The organism is Nemorincola caseinilytica (assembly GCF_039540515.1).
GTDB classification, from domain to species: domain Bacteria; phylum Bacteroidota; class Bacteroidia; order Chitinophagales; family Chitinophagaceae; genus Nemorincola; species Nemorincola caseinilytica.
The window spans coordinates 305,133-326,236 of record NZ_BAABFA010000008.1; the positions used below are offsets into that span (position 1 = coordinate 305,133).

The 21,104-nt window shown below is 50.5% G+C and carries 5 protein-coding genes; 3 read left to right on the plus strand and 2 right to left on the minus strand.

The annotated features are described in order from the left end of the window. The first annotated feature begins 44 nt into the window (after window positions 1–44). A complete protein-coding gene (locus ABD843_RS06285) occupies window positions 45–1,004 on the plus strand; it encodes a hypothetical protein (protein WP_345080167.1) in 960 nt (319 codons plus the stop codon). Window positions 1,005–1,457: 453 nt separating this feature from the next. Continuing rightward, on the plus strand, window positions 1,458–18,809 hold the full coding sequence (locus tag ABD843_RS06290; RefSeq protein WP_345080170.1) for an NHL domain-containing protein: 17,352 nt from the start codon (window positions 1,458–1,460) through the stop codon (window positions 18,807–18,809). 87 nt (window positions 18,810–18,896) lie between these two features. On the opposite strand, the gene ygiD is transcribed toward ABD843_RS06290, so the two are convergent. Beyond that, entirely contained in the window at window positions 18,897–19,784 is an 888-nt protein-coding gene (gene ygiD, locus ABD843_RS06295; RefSeq protein ID WP_345080173.1) for a 4,5-DOPA-extradiol-dioxygenase, read from the minus strand. A 135-nt stretch (window positions 19,785–19,919) separates the two neighbouring features. Between ygiD and ABD843_RS06300 the strand changes: the two genes are divergently transcribed. Beyond that, window positions 19,920–20,546 carry a DNA-3-methyladenine glycosylase family protein gene (locus ABD843_RS06300; RefSeq protein ID WP_345080176.1) on the plus strand — a complete coding sequence of 209 codons (627 nt, stop codon included), beginning with the start codon at window positions 19,920–19,922 and terminating at the stop codon, window positions 20,544–20,546. A gap of 18 nt (window positions 20,547–20,564) precedes the next feature. Here ABD843_RS06300 and ABD843_RS06305 read toward each other — a convergent pair whose 3' ends face one another. Next, window positions 20,565–21,098, minus strand: coding sequence for a hypothetical protein (locus tag ABD843_RS06305; RefSeq protein ID WP_345080179.1), 534 nt, complete (start codon window positions 21,096–21,098; stop codon window positions 20,565–20,567). Window positions 21,099–21,104: the final 6 nt, after the last annotated feature.

Sequence of the window (21,104 nt, forward strand, 5' to 3'; positions counted from 1 at the left end):
TTGGCATATACTTTGGTAATGCTATCTTGAAAATAATATGGTCGATGCCAGCGATATTCTCTTATAAACACAAGGTAGTTGCAAAAGTGGTGGCCATGCTGATGCCGGTAGCATTGTTGCTTTCGGCGCAGGCAGGTTTTGCACAGGTGGGTATACAGGTGCAGAGTCCTGTGTATATGAGCAGCAATTCGGCCAGCCTTAGCTCGTTCGTGACCGGGGGCAAGACCTATGCACACAGGAATGTTGCGAACGGGCAGATAAGAACCGGAAAGCATGAGCAGAATGGTACCCGACTGGACCATATAGTGCGCGTTGGCCATACAGTAGTAGCGAATACGCAGGAAGGTTTTGTGGTACTGAGCAAAGATGTGACGCGTACATTCAGCGTGGCAGTGATAAAGACCCTGGATGGTGCAGACAACCCATCGGGCTATACACAGGTATTGCATATAGACCCCGCACAGCTATCGCTGAAAGAGGGTATGAATGGCGTCTTCATCCGCTATGCCGACCTTGGGCTGGCCAATGGTACGGTGGTATATGGCTACTCGGTATTTGGGAGCGAGCTGGGTGTGCTGGCAGTGCCGGGTTTCTTCCAGGTATCGAATGTGCTGGCGCCTATAGCCAATGATGTAGTGAGGGCCGCCGTGAACAACATAAAAGGAATGGGTCCGGTGAGCATACCTGCACTGAACGCTGACGAGCTGAACAATGGTGGCGTGGTAGTGGAATATAAGATAGTGACCGTACCGGCAATAGCCAGCGGTATACTGCATTACTACAATGGCACAGGCTATATGCCTGTGGGCGAGGGCCGCACCCTTACCCTGTCGCAGGCAAGGAGCCTGAAATTTCAGCCGGCCGAGGGGTATATGGGTACTGCCGTGTTCGGGTATATGGCCACCAACAATTTCGGTATCGCGTCCGATACGGCATATGGTACCATACCTGTATATACCACACCTACGGCAGGCGCCAGCAAAGTGAACGTGAACAACTGGTAAAAAAAACTGAGAGAGATACATAATTCATATTTTTTGTAAGGGTAGCTGAGAAGCTACCTGTTTTCATTCATAGAGACTTGATCTGCATTCCGTTTTGTGGAGATCTTGTCTTTTTAATGGATTTTATTTTTATTTTATAATGTTCATTTTGTTGAAAATGAGCATTATATGATTTTGGCACAAAATTAGCATATGAGTAAAATGCGAGCCGGAGATCTGTGCCGGAACCAAGTATCAAAAGCTAATGGAAATGTGAGAAAAATGGATGTTTATAAGCTGTTGGTAAGTGAAAAGAAGAAGGTTAATCGATTGTCATTAACAATTCATTAATTAACTATTTTAATAATCTGTAAGAGGCTGAAAGTACATTTGTACACTCTTTATAGTGCGCTAAGACCGCAGGGTCGAAAAAGGTATTGAAAATATTTAGGGAAAGAGGGAAAAACACACATTATGCAAGCAAAGTTTACTACTGAAAGATCTGCGATACAGGCAAGGGTGATATCACTGCTGCTACCTGCCTTACTGTTCGTGGCCAATACCAGCTTTGGTCAGCTGGGTATACAGTCGTTCAATTCGACGTATACTGCAGCAAGCACTGGCAAGAGCTATAGCCAAAGCGGTGCGCCCAACAGCCCTCTTTCCGATAACGACTATTACTACAAGTTCGGTACAAGCAGCGGTACCAGCAACAACATTCTGAATTTCAGCTCATTCTCCATAGGCTCGAACACATACGCATACAGGAACATCACCAATGCGTTCGTGAAAATGAGGAGGCATGATAACAGCCTTGTAAGCGGTACACGCCAGTTGCTATGGTACGAGGCCACAGGCAGTGATGTATCGGATGGCGCAACACTGAACATGAGGCAGCCATACCAGACAGACATGGAGGTGATGTTCAACGGTGCGAGGGGACTGAACGCAGGTACCGACAACATCTTCAACAACTCGGCAGATGGTAATGGTAACAACAACAACATCGAGCGTTTCGACTACATAATACCAGATGGGTATACGGTGGTATCGAACTCGCAGGAAGGTTTCATAGTAATGGACAGGGGTGTGCTGAACGCGCATGACCCTTTTTGCGTTTCTGTTATAACCAACCTCAACAGCTCGGATGTTCCATCGGCCTATACACAGGTGCTGTGGCTCAATTCTTCGCACTATGGTTCGGTGAATCCTATAACCGTGATGTCATCGAACGTACTGAGGATGGACGAGGGTGACAGCAGGCTGAGAATATCGACCACTACAGATGCCAACCAGGGTATAGGTGGTGTTTTCATCCGTTACTCGGACCTAGGTATAGCCAACGGTACGGTGATATACGGTTACTCGGTATTCGGTGGCGATTTCCCATCAGGGTCGAGCGGCAGCAAGGTAGTGGACTGGAACAACAGCACATATTTCCCTACGAACACAGAACCCGGCAACGGTGGCCTGGATATGCTATGTGTATCGGGTGTGTTCCAGCTTTCGAACACGGTAGCGCCTATAGCCAATGACGTGGCAAGGGCGGCAATATGCAACCCCAATGGTACCGGCCAGGTAAGTGTACCAGCGCTGAGCGCTACCGATGCGAATTCGGGTGGTGTGATATCGAGCTATAAGATCGTAGCTATTCCTTCTGCATCGCAGGGGATACTGTACTACTACAATGGTTCGTCCTATGTGGCTGCCAGCGCCGGACTTACACTGACGATATCACAGTCTGCAAGCCTGAAGTTCGACCCGGCCGATGGTTATATGGGTGATGCGGTATTCCAGTACACAGCTACCGACAACTATGGCCTTACATCGAATATAGCATATGGCACCATACCTGTATACACGATGCCTACCACTACGGCAGGATCGAACGTAACGATATGCTCGGGCAGCTCTACTACGCTGAATGCGACAGGAGCTACTTCTTATACATGGTCTCCGGCCACGGGCCTTTCCTGTACCACATGTGCCAGCCCTGTTGCCAATCCCACAAGCAATACTACATATACTATAACAGGCACACACCCTGCAAGCGGCTGTACCAGCACTGCTACCATAATGGTATCGGTGAATGCATCGCCTACCATAAACGCAGGCTCTAACGTGACCATATGCAGGGGGGCATCTACTACCCTGAGCGGCACAGGTGGTGTTACTTATTCATGGTCTCCGGCTACGGGCCTTAGCTGCAATACCTGTGCCAGCCCGGTTGCAACGCCTACTGCCACCACTACCTACACCCTTACAGGCACCAATGCTGTAGGATGCTCGAAGACGGCTACAGTGACCGTATCGGTGAACGCTGCCCCGACAGTAGGTGCGGGTTCTAACGTTACGAAATGTGCAGGCGTTGCGACAACGCTTTCAGCGAGTGGCGCATCTACTTATGTATGGTCTCCTGCTACCGGCCTTAGCTGCACTACCTGCTCCGGCCCATCGGCAACACCTACCACTACTACTACTTATACTGTAACAGGTACGGCATCTAACGGCTGCACAGGTACTGCCAGCGTTACCGTATCCATCAACCCACTGCCCGAGGTGAGTGTGGGTTCGGGTGTTACTATATGTAACGGCGGTTCTACTACGCTTACAGCAACGGGAGCATCCAGCTATTCATGGTCGCCATCTACAGGCCTGAGCTGTACCAACTGTGCCAGCCCTGTGGCCAACCCTACCAGCACCAAGACCTATACAGTGACAGGCACAAGCGCGGCAGGCTGCGTGAAGACCGCCTCGGTGACTGTGACCGTAACATCGAGTCCATCGGTGAGCGCAGGTTCGAACGTGACCATATGCAATGGCTCGTCTACAGGTCTGTCGGCCAGCGGCGCCACGTCTTATACCTGGACGTCGGCTGCAACACTGTCGTGCAACAACTGTGCTAACCCCACGGCCACGCCTACCACTACTACTACATATACTGTAACGGGCACTATAAGCGGCGGCTGCTCTGCCACTTCTACAGTGACCGTTAGTGTGAACCCCACACCCGCTACCATAACCGGCAGCGGCAATGTATGTATAGGCACTACTACTACACTTTCGTGCACTACAGCATCGGGTACCTGGATAAGCGGTACTCCCGGTGTGGCTACGATAGCATCATCGAATGGCACAGTGACAGGTGTAAGCGCCGGCACTGTGGTGATGACATACAAACTGACCACCACCGGCTGTTTCAATACTACCGTGGTGACAGTGAACCCATCGGTATCTGCAAGCGCCACCGGCACTAACCCTACATGCTACAGCAGCAACAATGGTACAGTGGACCTGACGGTAAGCGGTGGCACACCATCTTATACATACCTGTGGAGCAATGGCGGTACTACAGAAGACCTTAGCGGTCTTTCTGCAGGTACCTATACAGTTACCGTTACAGATGCGAAAGGCTGTAAGGGTACTGCCAGCAAGACCCTTACACAGCCTAATGCCATCAGCGCCTCTGCGGCATTTACCAATGTGAACTGCTTTGGTGGTGCTAACGGTACTATCGATCTTTCGGTAAGCGGCGGCACATCGCCCTATACATACCTGTGGAGCAATGGCGCTACCACACAGGACCTTACGGGCCTGAGCGCAGGTACATATACAGTGACCGTAAAAGATGCCAACAATTGTACCGCTACACTTAGCAAGACCATATCTCAGCCGGCATCAGGCGTTTCTGCAACTGCGACCACTGCAAATACAAGCTGCTATGCAAGCAGTAACGGGTCGATAAACCTGACAGCCAGCGGTGGTACATCGCCCTACAGCTATAACTGGGGTGGTGGCATAACAACAGAAGACCGTTCGGGCCTGAGCGCCGGTACCTATTCTGTGACCGTTACAGATAATAAAGGTTGTACTGCAACATGGTCGGGTACGATAGCACAGCCGGATGTATTGTCGGCATCGGCTACTACAGTAGATGCAAGCTGCTTTGGAGGCTCTACCGGCTCTATAGACCTGATAGTTGGTGGTGGTACTTCACCTTATACTTATAATTGGGGTGGTGGCATAACCACTCAGGACCGTACAGGTCTGAGCGCCGGCACCTATTCTGTGACGGTTACCGATGCCAAGGGTTGTACCGCAACACTGAGCAAGACGATAGGCCAGCCTGCTGTGCTTTCTGCCTCGGCCACCTTTACCAATGTAAGCTGCAATGGTGGTGCCAATGGTACGATAGACCTGAGCGTGAGCGGTGGTACTACTGCATACACATATAGCTGGAGCAATGGTGCTACTACGCAGGACCTTACAGGCCTGAGCGCAGGTACATATTCTGTACTTGTTACAGATGCCAAAGGTTGTACCGTTACAGTTAGTAAGACGATAACTGCACCATCAGCTGTTACCGCTACTACATCGTCTACGAACGCACTTTGCAATGGTTGTGCAAATGGTACTGCCAGTGTGAGCGCAGGCGGTGGTACACCATCTTATACATACCTGTGGAGCACAGGTGCTACTACCTCAAGTGTAAGTGGCCTTGCCGCAGGTACCTATACCGTAACTGTTAAGGATACCAAGAATTGCCAGGTAGTAAATACAGTTACCATCACTCAGCCTAATGCACTTGTAGCGAGCGCTACCAATACTAATGTAAGCTGCAATGGTGGCACTAATGGTACGATAGACCTGAGCGTGAGCGGTGGCACTACACCCTACACCTATAACTGGGGTGGTGGTGTTACTACAGAGGACCGTAGCGGCCTGGCATCAGGTACCTACTCCGTTATAGTTACAGATGCCAATAGTTATACAACAACAGCTACGGTTACCATCACCCAGCCTGTGGTGCTTGCCGCAACAGCTACATCTAGCGATGTAAGCTGTAATGGTGGTGCCAATGGTACTATAGATGTGAGCGTGAGCGGTGGCACTGCACCATATACCTATAATTGGGGTAGCGGTGTTACTACAGAGGACCGCAGCAGCCTGGTAGCAGGTACTTACTCTGTACTGGTGACAGACAACAAGGGTTGTACGACCACAGTTAGCAAGACGATATCTCAGCCTGCAGCTCTTATAACTACGGCTGCTACTACTGATGTGAGCTGTAACGGTGGTGCTAACGGAATGATAGATATGACCGTGAGTGGTGGTACTGCACCCTATACCTATGCATGGAACAATGGCACTACCACACAGGATCGTATGGGTCTTAGCGCCGGCGTTTACTCAGTGACCATAACTGATGCCAAGAGCTGTACCGTAACACTGAGCAAGACGATAGGTCAGCCTGCAGTACTTTCTGCGTTTGCCGCTACAACGAATGTGAACTGTAATGGTGGTGCCAATGGTACGATAGACCTGAGCGTGAGCGGTGGTACTGCCCCATATACATATAGCTGGAGCAATGGCGCTACTACACAGGATCTGATGGGTCTGAGTGCAGGCACCTACAGTGTACTTGTTACAGATGCCAAGGGTTGTACCACTACGGTGAGCAAGACGATAACTGCACCTGCTGTACTTACAGCAACTAATTTTTCTACGAACGCACTGTGCAATGGTTGTGCGAACGGTACTGCAAGTGTAACGCCTTCCGATGGCACTGCGCCATATACTTACCAGTGGAGCACAGGTGCTACAACATCCAGTGTAAGCGGCCTTGCCGCCGGTGCTTATACAGTGACCATAAAAGATGCTAATAACTGTACGCTTGTTGTTTCCTTTACCATCACTCAGCCTAATGCACTTGTAGCGAGCGCTACCAATACTAATGTAAGCTGCAATGGTGGCACTAATGGTACGATAGACCTGAGCGTGAGCGGTGGCACTACACCATACACCTACAACTGGGGTGGTGGTGTTACCACAGAGGACCGTAGCGGTCTGTCATCAGGCACTTACTCTGTTATAGTTACAGATGCCAATAGTTATACAACAACAGCTACGGTTACCATCACTCAGCCTGTGGTGCTTGCTGCTACAGCTACATCTACCGACGTAAGCTGCAATGGTGGTGCCAATGGTACTATAGATGCGAGCGTGAGCGGCGGTACTGCACCTTATACCTATAATTGGGGCGGTGGTGTTACTACAGAGGATCGCAGTGGCCTGGTAGCAGGTACATACTCTGTAGTAGTTACCGATGCCAAGGGTTGTACTGCTACAGTTAGCAAGACGATATCTCAGCCTGCAGCACTTACTGCTACAGCAACTACAGTAGATGTTAGCTGTAACGGTGGTGCCAACGGTACTATAGACCTGACGGTCAGTGGTGGTACCTCGCCTTATACTTATAATTGGGGTGGTGGTATAACTACACAGGACCGTACAGGCCTTTCAGCCGGTACTTACTCTGTAACAGTTACCGATGCCAAGGGTTGTACCGCAACACTGAGCAAGACGATAGGTCAACCTGCAGTACTTTCTGCCTCAGCGACCTTTACCAATGTAAGCTGCAATGGTGCTGCCAATGGTGCGATAGACCTGAGCGTGAGCGGTGGTACTACAGCCTATACATACAACTGGAGCAATGGTGCTACTACGCAGGACCTGAGCGGTCTGGTAGCTGGTATCTATTCTGTATTGGTTACAGATGCAAAGAACTGTACTACTACGGTTAGTAAGACGATAACTGCACCATCAGCTGTTACCGCTACTACATCATCTACGAACGCACTTTGCAATGGTTGTACCAATGGTACTGCCAGTGTGAGCGCAGGCGGTGGTACACCATCTTATACATACTTGTGGAGCACAGGTGCTACTACCTCAAGTGTGAGTGGCCTTGCCGCAGGCACCTATACTGTAACTGTTAAGGATGCCAACAACTGTCAGGTAGTAAAGACAGTTACCATCACTCAGCCTAATGCACTTGTAACAAGCGTTACCAATACTAATGTAAGCTGCAATGGTAGTGCCAATGGTACGATAGACCTGAGCGTGAGCGGTGGTACTGCACCTTATACCTATAACTGGGGTGGTGGTGTTACTACAGAGGACCGTAGCGGTCTGTCGGCTGGCACTTACTCTGTTATAGTTACAGATGCGAACAGCTATACAACAACAGCTACGGTTACCATCACCCAGCCTGTGGCGCTTGCAGCTACAGCTACATCTACCGACGTAAGCTGTAATGGTGGTGCCAATGGTACTATAGATGTGAGCGTAAGCGGCGGTACTGCACCTTATACCTATAACTGGGGTGGTGGTGTTACCACAGAGGACCGCAGTGGCCTGGTAGCAGGTACATACTCTGTACTGGTGACCGACAGCAAAGGTTGTACTGCTACAGTTAGCAAGACGATATCTCAGCCTGCAGTACTTACTGCTACAGCAACCACAGTAGATGTGAGCTGTAACGGTGGTTCTACTGGTTCTATAGACATGACGGTCAGTGGTGGTACTTCACCGTATACTTATAATTGGGGTGGTGGTGTTACTACAGCAGACCGTACAGGTCTTTCTGCCGGTACTTACTCTGTGACCGTTACCGATAACAAAGGTTGTATCGCAACACTGAGCAAGACGATAGGTCAGCCTGCAGTACTTACTGCTTCAGCGACCATAACGAACGTAAGCTGCAATGGCGGCGCTAATGGTACGATAGACCTGAGCGTTAGCGGTGGTACTACTGCATATACATATAGCTGGAGCAATGGTGCAACCACACAGGACCTGAGCGGTCTGGTAGCTGGTACCTACTCTGTATTGGTTACAGATGCAAAGAACTGTACTACTACGGTTAGTAAGACGATAACTGCATCATCGGCTGTTACCGCTACTACATCATCTACGAATGCACTGTGCAATGGTTGTACCAATGGTACTGCCAGTGTGAGCGCAGGTGGTGGTACACCATCTTATACATACTTGTGGAGCACAGGTGCTACTACCTCAAGTGTAAGTGGTCTGGCCGCAGGAACCTATACTGTAACTGTTAAAGATGCCAACAACTGCCAGGTAGTAAAGACAGTTACCATTACTCAGCCTAATGCACTTGTAACAAGCGTTACCAATACTAATGTAAGCTGCAATGGTGGTGCCAATGGTACGATAGATCTGAGCGTGAGCGGTGGTACTGCACCATACACATATGCATGGAGCAATGGTGCTTCCACACAGGACCTGAGCGGTCTTTCTGCAGGTACCTACTCTGTAGTGGTAACAGATGCACATGGTTACAGCATCAGCCGCAGTGTTACGGTTACAGAGCCTGCTACACTGGCAGCAAGCGCAATATCTGAGAACGTAAGGTGCAATGGTGAGGCGAACGGCTCGATAGACGTAACAGTTACAGGTGGTACTACAGCCTATACATACAACTGGAGCAATGGTGCGACCACCCAGGACGTGAGCGGTCTTGTAGCCGGTACATATTCTGTACTTGTAACAGATGCGAAAGGTTGTACAGCTACAGTTACAAAGACAATAACCCAGCCTGCGGTATTGGGTGCGACAGCATCATCTACGAATGCACTCTGCTATGGCTGCAACAATGGTACTGCCAGCGTTACAGCAACAGGCGGTACTACTCCATACACTTACCTGTGGAGCAATGGCGCTACAACTGCGAACGTTACCGGTCTGACAGCAGGTACATACACTGTTACTGTTACGGACGCACATGGTTGCACTACTGTAGAGACAGTTACGCTGACGCAGCCCGAGGACTTTACAGCAAGCGTCACTAATACGAATGTTAACTGCAACGGTAGTAACAATGCCACTGCCGACCTGACGGTTACAGGCGGTACTGCACCATATACTTATGCATGGAGCAATGGTGCTTCCACACAGGACCTGAGCGGTCTGTCTGCCGGAACCTACTCTGTAGTGGTAACAGATGCACATGGTTATACCATTACGCGTAGCGCTACTGTTACCGAGCCTACTACATTGGTAGCAAGTGCAACATCTGAGAACGTAAGGTGCTATGGTGAGGCGAACGGCTCGATAGATGTAACAGTTACAGGTGGTACTACAGCCTATACATACAACTGGAGCAATGGTGCGACCACACAGGATATCACTGGCCTTGTTGCGGGTACATATTCTGTACTTGTTACAGATGCCAATGGTTGTACAGCTACGGTGAGCAAGACAATAACTCAGCCTGCGGTACTTGGTGCGACAGCATCATCTACCAATGCACTCTGCTATGGCTGCAACAATGGTACTGCCAGCGTTACAGCAACGGGTGGTACTACTCCATACACTTACCTGTGGAGCAATGGCGCTACAACTGCTAATGTTATCGGTCTGACAGCAGGTACATACACTGTTACTGTTACGGACGCACATGGTTGCACAACTGTTGAGATAGTTACGCTGACGCAGCCCGAGGAGTTCACAGCAAGCGTTACCAATACGAATGTGAACTGTAATGGTGGTAACAATGCTACTGCTGACCTGACAGTAAGCGGCGGTACTGCCCCTTATATCTATGCATGGAGCAATGGCGCAACATCACAAGACCTGAGCGGTCTGTCTGCCGGTACTTACTCTGTAGTAGTAACAGATGCCCATGGCTACAGCATCACCCGCAGCGTTACTGTTACTGAGCCTGCTACACTGGCAGCAAGCGCAATATCTGAGAACGTAAGGTGTTATGGTGAGGCGAACGGCTCGATAGATGTAACAGTTACAGGTGGTACTACTGCATATACATACAACTGGAGCAATGGTTCTACTACACAGGACCTGAGCGGCCTGGTAGCCGGTACATATAGTGTAGTGGTAACAGATGCCAATGGTTGTACAGCTACAGTTACAAAGACGATAACCCAGCCTGCGGTACTTGGTGCGACAGCATCATCTACCAATGCATTGTGCTATGGCTGCAACAACGGTACTGCCAGCGTTACAGCAACGGGTGGTGCTACTCCATACACTTACCTGTGGAGCAACGGTGCTACAACAGCTAATGTTACAGGTCTGACATCAGGTACATATACAGTTGCCGTTACGGATGCACATGGTTGCACAACTGTAGAAACAGTTACCCTGACGCAGCCCGAGGACTTTACAGCAAGCGTTACCAATACGAATGTGAACTGTAATGGTGGCAACAATGCTACTGCTGACCTGACAGTAAGCGGTGGTACTGCACCATATACTTATACATGGAGCAATGGTGCTACATCACAGGACCTTAGCGGTCTGTCTGCCGGTACTTACTCTGTAGTGATAACAGATGCCCATGGCTACAGCATCACCCGCAGCGTTACTGTTACTGAGCCTACTACATTGGTAGCAAGCGCAACATCTGAGAACGTAAGGTGTTATGGTGAGGCCAATGGTTCGATAGACCTGAGCGTGAGCGGTGGTACTACAGCCTATACATACAACTGGAGCAATGGTGCTACTACGCAGGACCTGAGCGGCTTGGTAGCCGGTACATATTCTGTGCTTGTTACAGATACTCATGGTTGTACAGCTACAGTTACAAAGACGATAACCCAGCCTGCGGTATTAGGTGCAACAGCATCATCTACCAATGCACTCTGCTATGGCTGCAACAATGGTACTGCCAGCGTTACAGCAACGGGCGGTACTACTTCATATACATACCTGTGGAGCAATGGTGCTACTACTGCGAACGTTACCGGTCTGACAGCAGGTACATACACTGTTACTGTTACGGACGCACATGGTTGCACAACTGTTGAGACAGTTACGCTGACGCAGCCCGAGGAGTTCACAGCAAGCGTTACCAATACGAATGTGAACTGCAACGGTGGCAACAATGCTACTGCCGACCTGACAGTATCAGGTGGCACTGCTCCTTATACATATGTATGGAGCAATGGCGCAACATCACAGGACCTGAGCGGTCTGGCCGCAGGTACTTACTCTGTAGTGGTAACAGATGCACATGGCTACAGCATCACCCGCAGCGTTACCGTTACTGAACCTGCTACACTGGCAGCAAGCGCGGTATCTGCTAATGTTACTTGTACGGGTGCAGCTAATGGCTCTATAGGTCTTACGGTAAGCGGCGGCACTGCTACTTACACATATAGTTGGAGCAACGGTGCAATAACACAAGACCTGAGTGGCCTTACACCAGGTACATACTCTGTACTGGTAACAGATGCCCACGGTTGTACAGCTACTACCAGCAAGACCATCACTCAGCCTGCGCCGATCGCAGAGTCTTGCACGGCTAACCAGGTAGGTTGCTATGGCGGTACTACAGGTGCGCTGAATATCACTGTAACAGGTGGTACTACTCCATATACTTATAACTGGAGCAACGGTGCTACTACAGAAGATGTATCGGGTCTGATGGCCGGTACCTACAGTGTGGCGATCGCCGATGCCAATGGTTGTACGCTCACTAAGTCGTACACGCTTACACAGCCTGCGGCCGTAGTTGTTACCAATGTGGTGAACAATGTGACCTGCAATGGTCTGAACAATGGTTCGGTAGATCTGACAGTGAGTGGCGGTACTGCTCCATATACTTATACATGGAATACCGGCGCTACCACGCAGGATATGACAGGTATGGCTCCCGGCACCTATACAGTGACCGTGAAGGATGCACACCTGTGCAAGGTAATACGCACATACAACATCACACAGCCTGCTGCTATATCGGTACTGGAAGCGAAGACCAATGTGTCGTGCAATGGTGGTAACAATGGTGCTATAAACATCACAGTAAGCGGCGGTACTACTCCTTACTCATTCGTATGGAGCAATGGTGCTACCACCGAAGACGTGACAGCTCTTACATCCGGTACATATAGTGTTACCGTTACAGATGCAAATGGTTGTGTGAAAACACGTTCTTATAGCATCACTCAGCCTGCGGTGCTTGCAGCGAGCGCTACTTCTACCAATGTTACATGTAACGGCGGCAGCAACGGGGCTATAGATGCGAACATAACAGGTGGCGTGACCCCTTACACATATAGTTGGAGCAATGGTGCTACTACAGAAGACCTGGCAGGCGCAACCGCAGGTACATATACACTTACTGCTACTGATGCGAACGGTTGCACAGCAACTATCGTTAAAACAATAACCGAGCCTGCACCTATGGCGCTCACCGGTACTACCAACCATGTAGTATGCGGTTGCCTGCACGGTATGGGCGAGATATACCTGACAGTAGCCGGTGGTACTGCTCCTTACACTTACCTGTGGAGCGATGGTACTACCAACCAGAACGATACCGGCCTGTGGACAGGTACCTACTCTGTAGTAGTTACCGACCTCAACGGTTGTACTGCAACAGGTTCTTACTCTGTAGTGAGCCCATGGTCAATGTCTGTATACAACGATGTGACCAATGTAAGCCGTCATGGTGCTAACAATGGCGCTATAGAGCTGGCAGTAACAGGCGGTATAGCTCCTTATACATTCGTATGGAGCAATGGCGCTACTTCGCAGAACCTAAGCGGCCTGGCTCCCGGTACATACTCTGTAGTCATCACAGACGCTAACGGCTGTACACGCGATGAGGTATTCACCATCACACAGCCTACACAAATGGTGGTGAATGGTGTGGTTGCAGATGCTACATGTCATGGCGATAACGGTTCTATCAATATATCTGTGGCTGGCGGTGCTGCTCCTTATACATTCAACTGGAGCAATGGTGTAACTACAGAAGACCTTACTGCAGGTGCAGGTACATATACCCTCACCGTGCAGGATGGTAATGGCTGTACAGATACAAGGGTGTACACCATCACTCAGCCTACGCCTATCGTACTCACAGGCACTACCAACCATGTGATATGCGGTTGCGCACACGGCATGGGCGAGATATACCTGGATGTAACAGGCGGTGTTGGCCCTTACACTTTCATGTGGAGCGACGGTACTACCAACCAGAACGATACCGGTCTTTGGACAGGTACATACTCGGTGATACTGTGGGACAACAACGGTTGCGAAGCTACTGCTGAGTATTCTGTTATAAGCCCCGAATCTATATCGGTATATTACGAGGCTACCAATGTAAGCTGCAATGGTGCCAGCAATGGTTCTATAGAACTGGCAGTGAGCGGTGGTATAGCTCCTTACAGCTATAGCTGGAACACAGGCGCTACCACATCATCTATCAGCGGCCTGTCGGCAGGCACATACTCTGTGTCTATCACCGATGCCAACGGTTGCACAAGGCCTGAGGTATTCACTATAGCAGAGCCTGCTGTGGTGTCTATAACAGGTAGCGTTACCAACGTACTTTGCAGCGAGGGCGCTACAGGTGGTATCAATATCACAGTGAGTGGTGGTACTGCTCCTTATACTTATAGCTGGAGCAATGGCGCTACTACAGAAGATGCAACAGGCCTGGGTGCAGGTACATACACTGTGACCGCTACCGATGCTAACGGCTGCAGCGCTGCACAGGTATACACCATCACTCACTTCGGTACTACTGTAGTGACCATAGGTGATGGCGCATCCAATGCATGCACAGGTACTACATCGGCCTACACTGCAACACCTGCAGGTGGCGTATGGAGCACCAGCAGCAGCGCGATAGCTACTGTGAATGCTACAGGTGTGGTAACACCGGTAGCAGCAGGAAATGTGATACTTACATACTCTGTTACGAACGCCTGCGGTACATTCTACGCTACCAAGGCCATAACAGTGAATGTGACACCATCTATACCTGCTATAATAGGTGGCGCAGCGGCGGTATGTACAGGTACGCTGGTGGGTCTTGCCAATACAGTAACAGGTGGTAGCTGGTCATCAAGCAACACGGCTGTAGCTACAGTAGGCAGCACAGGCACTGTGACCACGGTAGGTGCAGGTACTGCTACCATAACTTATACCAAGAGCAATGTATGCGGAACATCTTATGCTACACGCACAGTTACCGTACATGGCACACCATCGGCGGGTACTATATCTGGTCCTACCAATGTATGTGTGGGTGGTATAGTTCCGCTTACATCTACAGTGCCCGGTGGCAACTGGAGCAACGGCACACCGCTCATAGCCATAACCTGCCCATGTAACTCTGGCCAGGTAACGGGCATAGCTCCGGGTGTCGCTACACTGTCTTACTCGGTGAGCAATGCATGCGGCACTGCTCATGCTACTTATACAGTAACAGTTCGCCCTGTGCCTACTGTCACTACTTCTCTCATAGCTCCTGTAGTGGCAGGTCATGGTCCGGCATCAATGCCATTCACTACTACGGGTACGCCTAATACCTACAGCATAGTATGGAGTACAGGCGCTGCGGCTGCCGGGTTCACCAACATCAGCGGAGCTATCATCACTACATCGCCAATGTCCATAACTGTTCCGGCATCTGCAACAGAGGGTACTTATACCGGCGCTCTTACTGTGAGCAATGGCTATTGTACTTCTACGGCACAGAACATCAACATCACTGTGAACCAGTCGGTGAACATCTATACGTTCGCGGGTAATGGTACAGCAGGCTATAGCGGCAACGACAATGCTGCTACGATCGCCAAACTGGGCCACCCGTACAATGTAGCTGTAGATTGCAACGGCAATGCATACATAGCCGATTACGACAATGCAGTGATAAGGAAGGTAAGTCCTACAGGTGTGATAACCACAGTAGCAGGTAATGGTACCATAGGCTATAGCGGCGATGGTGGCCCTGCTACTGCTGCCAAGATATCGCATGCACAGGGTATCATCCTTGATGCTGCAGGCAACCTGTACTTTACCGACTACAACAACCATGCTGTACGCAAAGTGAGCACATCGGGCATCATAACCAGGGTGACGAACGTAGGTACAGGGTATACAGGTGATGGCGGTCCTGCTACTGCTGCCAGGGTGTCTTACCCATCGGGCCTCACACTGGATGGTTCAGGTAACCTTTACATAGCCGATGCCGGTAACTCTGTGGTGCGTAAAGTCACACCATCAGGTATCATCACTACAGTAGCGGGTACGGGTGTATCCGGCTATGCCGGCGACAATGGCCCTGCTACCAGCGCCAAACTGTTCAGCCCAATAGCAGTACATGCCGATGCTTCGGGTAACCTGTTGATATGCGATATGAACAACCAGGTAGTGCGTAAGGTAGATGCTTCAGGTACTATCACTACCATAGCGGGTAACGGTGTGGCAGGTTATATAGGTGACGGTGGTGTGGCCACAGCGGCCAAGCTGAACGGACCTAGCGGCGTGACCACCGACAACTCGGGCAATATATATTTCTCTGAAAGGGGCAACTCTGTGGTTCGTAAGGTGAACAGCGCAGGTATCATCAGTACCATAGCAGGTAATACAGTGCCAGGCTATAGCGGCGATGGCGGTCCGGCACTGCTGGCCAAACTGAGGCAGCCTACAAGTCTTGCCCGCGACTGCGCAGGACATATCTATATAGCCGATATGGCGAACAACGTGATAAGGATAATGGGCCAGTACAACAGGGTTCCGTTCTTCAGGAAGGGCGCTACACAGACCATAGACGTATGTACAGGCAGCACACCTATAGCTATAGATACCAACCTGGCCGTAACAGACTTCGATACTACGCAGACCGAGACATGGAGCGTAGTGAGCGGCCCTGCACATGGTACGCTGGTGGCCGGTCATACTACGGTATCTACCGGTAGCCTGCTTACTCCTTCGGGCCTCAGCTATACGCCGGCCTCGGGTTATGTGGGTGCTGATGCGTTCGTAGTAAAAGTAAATGATGGCACTGCCAACGCTATCACCACCATAAATGTAACAGTGAGCGTACCGCCGGTAGCCGGTGTGGTATCTGGCACTACGGCCCTATGCGGGACAGGTGGCACACAGTTCACCACTACAGGTACAGGTGGTGTGTGGAAGAGCTCTGATACTACTATAGCCAGGGTGAACGCCACAGGCTTTGTAGGAGGTGTGGGTTATGGCACAGCTACTATCTCTTATGTAGTAACGAATGCCTGCGGCACTGCTGTAGCTACAAAAACCGTGACCTACAATCCTGTGCCTACTGTAAGCACAGTAGTGGGCGCTGCCAAAGTATGCCGTGGATCGAGCGTGGTATTCTCTAACGCTACCCCTGGCGGCATATGGAGCAGCATGAACACTGCAAAAGCTACTGTGGATGCTGATGGCAGGGTATATGGTATAGATACCGGTATGGCTGCTATAAGGTATGCCGTTACCAACTCTTGCGGTACTGCCTTCGGTGTCAGGAACATAACAGTAGAGATACTGCCTGTGGTAGGTCCTATATCTGGCCCCACAAATGTATGTGCAGGCTCGGCTGTTACCTTCACCAATGCTACACCTGCCGGTGCATGGTACAGCAGCAATACCGCTGTAGCTACCGTAGGTATCGTATCGGGTGCGGTCACAGGTGTAAGTGTAGGTACTGCTGTCATCAGCTATGTACACAATACATCTTGCGGTGTTGTTACCACTACCAGGAGCATAATGGTAGATCCTACATCTGTTACCATACCTGCCATAGGCGGTGCAGAAACGGTATGCCCCGGTACTACTGCTACCCTCACCAACAGCATGACCGGCGGTACATGGAGTGCAGCATACAATACAGTACTTTCTATAGGCAGCGCTACCGGTATAGTTACCGGCCTGTCGGCAGGTACTGCGAATGTTACCTACACGCTCACACATGCATGCGGTACATCGTATGTGGTACGCACCATGACAGTGAACCCGATGCCGGTAGTTACACCTATCACAGGTACCATGAGCATCTGCGTAGGCTGGACGATAACCGCAGCTAATGCTACACCGGGCGGCGTATGGAGCAGCAGCAATACCGCACTTGCCACCGTGAACAGTGCAGGTTATATCACCGGCATAGCGGGTGGCATGCCTGTCATCTCTTACTCTGTAAGCAATATGTGCGGTACTGTATCGGCCACGGCAATAGTACCTGTAGGTACAACACCTCCTGTAGCGGCCATATCCGGCCCATCAGCTACATGTGTGGGCGCCGATGTGACCCTTACCAACAGCACTGTGGGCGGTACATGGAGCAGCGGTAATACCGCAGTGGCCAACGTGAGCAGCGCAGGTATAGTTACAGGTGTAGGCGCAGGTACTACTACCATCACATACTCGGTACACAATGGCTGTGGCTACTCTACTGCTACCAAGGCCGTTTCTATCAACCCGCTGCCTGTGGTATCTACCATCACCGGGCCTTCTAATGTATGCATAGGAGCCGATATAGACCTTGACAATGCTATACCCGGCGGCGTATGGACCAGCAGCAACCCTGCTGTAGCTACAGTAGGCAGCACAGGCATAGTAGTAGGTGTGACCACAGGTACTACCACTATCAGCTACTCCGTTACCAATGGTTGCGGTACAGCGGTAGCTACTAAGAATGTGAGCGTACAGGTGATGTTCGCATCGATATATACATCGCATGTGTCTTCTATAGGCGGTAATGACGGATGCGCACTGCTGACCGTAGTAGGTGGTGTGGCTCCTTATACATTCCTGTGGAGCAATGGCGCTACTACGCAGAACCTGAGCGGACTGTATGCAGGTGTATACTCTGTACTGGTAACAGATGCTAATGGCGATACTGCCTCTGCCACTGCAACAGTAACAGGTCTTGCTGCCCGTGGCACGAATGGCGGTAGCGACATCTCGGAAGGTGGTGTAGGTGCTATGTATGGCGCTCATCCGAATCCGTTCGTAACGTCATCTGTCATCAGGTTCAACCTGCCTGAGGGCAAGCATGCTACGATAGATGTGTTCAACGCAGCTACAGGCGCCAAGGTGGCCACTATCTTCAACGATGTGATAAACCCCGGCGAAGAGTATACTGCCACCATAGATGGTAACAATATACCTGCAGGCATGTATATCTACCGTATATCTACCGAGCTTACATCTTACCTGGGCAAGGTAGTACTGGTGAAGTAATGCACTTTGCAGAGATAGAATAAAAGGATGGGCGTTGCATTTGCAACGCCCATCCTTTTATTGGGTGAACCGGGTGAAAAAGCTCCCTTATCCTATTATCATAGACCGCATAGATATAGAGCTCATATCGAAGCGGTCGTTGAACCATGTTATCTTCTCGTTCTTCTGCTGCAGGCCCAGTATATAGAACAGGGGCAGCAGGTGGTCGTAGGTAGGATGGGCCATGGTGGCCGTATTGCCCAGTATCTTCTGGTAGTTGAGTACAGATGCGTGGTCGCCCTTTTCTATCCATTGCGTAAAACGCGTGTCGAACTCCTGCGCCCAGTCGTATACCTTCTTGCCGGTACCGCTCCAGTCTACCGCGCCCAGGTTGTGTACCAGGTTGCCGCTGCCTATTATCAGCACTCCTTTTTCGCGCAGCTTGCCCAGTTGTTTGCCTATCTCGTAGTGGTAGCTTGTGGGCTGGTCATAGTCGAGGCTTAGCTGGAACACCGGTATATCGGCCGCAGGGTACATAGGTAGCAGTACGCTCCATGTGCCGTGGTCCAGGCCCCAGCTATCATCGGTCTGTATATGGCTGTGCGTTACCAGTTTCTTTGCCATTTCTGCGAACTGCGGAGAGCCCGGGGCAGGATATTGCTGGTCGAAGAGCTGTTTCGGAAAACCGCCGAAGTCGTGTATGGTCTTCGGGTGGGTATTGCCCGTTACCCGTGTGCCCTTCGTTATCCAGTGTGCCGATACCGATAGTATGGCCTGCGGACGGGGCAGTTGCTTGCCCAGCGCCTGCCAGCTTTTGTGGTAGGCATTGTCTTCTATGGCGTTCATGGGGTTGCCATGGCCTATGAAGAGCACGGGCATCAGTGGCGATGGCGCCAGGGTCTCGCCCAGTTTCGTTAATGCTGATAATGTGGACATACCTGTGAGTTGTGCTATGGCCAGCAGGCCACCCGCTTTTAATAGTTCACGCCTTTGCATATCATGTATCTTTTAAGGGTGATGAAAAAGGCAATTACCATACAAAGATACATGTATATACATACATTTTTGATCTGGGGCAATTATAGTGCTATAAGGCACCGTTATAATGGCAGCTATCGCTACTTTTATAGCATGGCGAACGATACCGGCATACCCGCACACCTAGCACACCTGTCTAAAGATAAGAAACTTGCCCCTGTGTTGCGGGCTGTGGCAGAACCCTATATACTGAAAAAGCGAAAGAACGTGTGCCTGCGGCTGTGTGCATCCATCATGAGCCAGCAGCTATCTACAAAGGTGGCCGATGTGATATTCAGGCGCTTCCTGGAGCTATACGGTGGCAAGGAGCCTACACCGCAGCAGATAGCCGATACCCCGTTCGATACGCTGCGGGCCATAGGCCTATCCAATGCAAAGACCAGCTATGTACATAATGTAGCGCAGTACTTTATAGAGCATAAGATAACCGATGCGATGCTGAACAGGAAGAGCAATGAGGAGGTGATGGAGCTGCTACTGCCCATAAAGGGTGTAGGCCGGTGGACGGTAGAGATGCTGCTCATGTTCACCCTGGGCAGGGAAGATGTATTTGCACCCGACGACCTGGGCATACAGCAGGCTATGGCCCGTATATATGGTCTGGATATGACCGATAAGAAAGCTATGCGGGAGAACATGCTGCGCATATCTGCCAAATGGACACCATACCGTACGCAGGCCTGTTTCTACCTGTGGCGGTACAAGGATGAGAAAAAATGATGCCCCCCAGGTACATCGTCAGTCCAGTATATCGTTGGTACTGTCGGGTTTGTCGGCGAGTGGTCTGAAAATATATAGTTCGTTGTATTCTTTTCTTTCCGTCTTTCCTTTTCTTCTCCTTGTTTCCCTGGCAGTAAGCACAAAGGCTATGTCGTTCAGTATTTGCCCGGTGGTATATCCGATAGGGGAGCAACCGCCGTGTGCGGGCATCCAGTTCTCCATACTGATGGCCGTATCGTCTATGGCGAATAGCCCCCACTCGTAGACAACATCCTTTCTGCCGGGCTGGCTTAAGTAATGTTCCATGCTATCTTGTTTGGGGCTGCCGGGCATCATTATCACCCCATTCCTGTAAAGGACCAGTATGGTGCGCCGTATCACCCCTACATAGTCGGTATCGGGTTCGCCATAGTAGAAGCCATCTGTGCGCAATTGAGTGCCGGTATAGGGTGTTTTATGCATATGGTACTCCGCATCGTGGCAAAGCCCCAGTTTCTCGCAGGATGCAAGAACGACCAACAAGAGAATGAATAAAGGATATATCAGTTTCATAAGCTC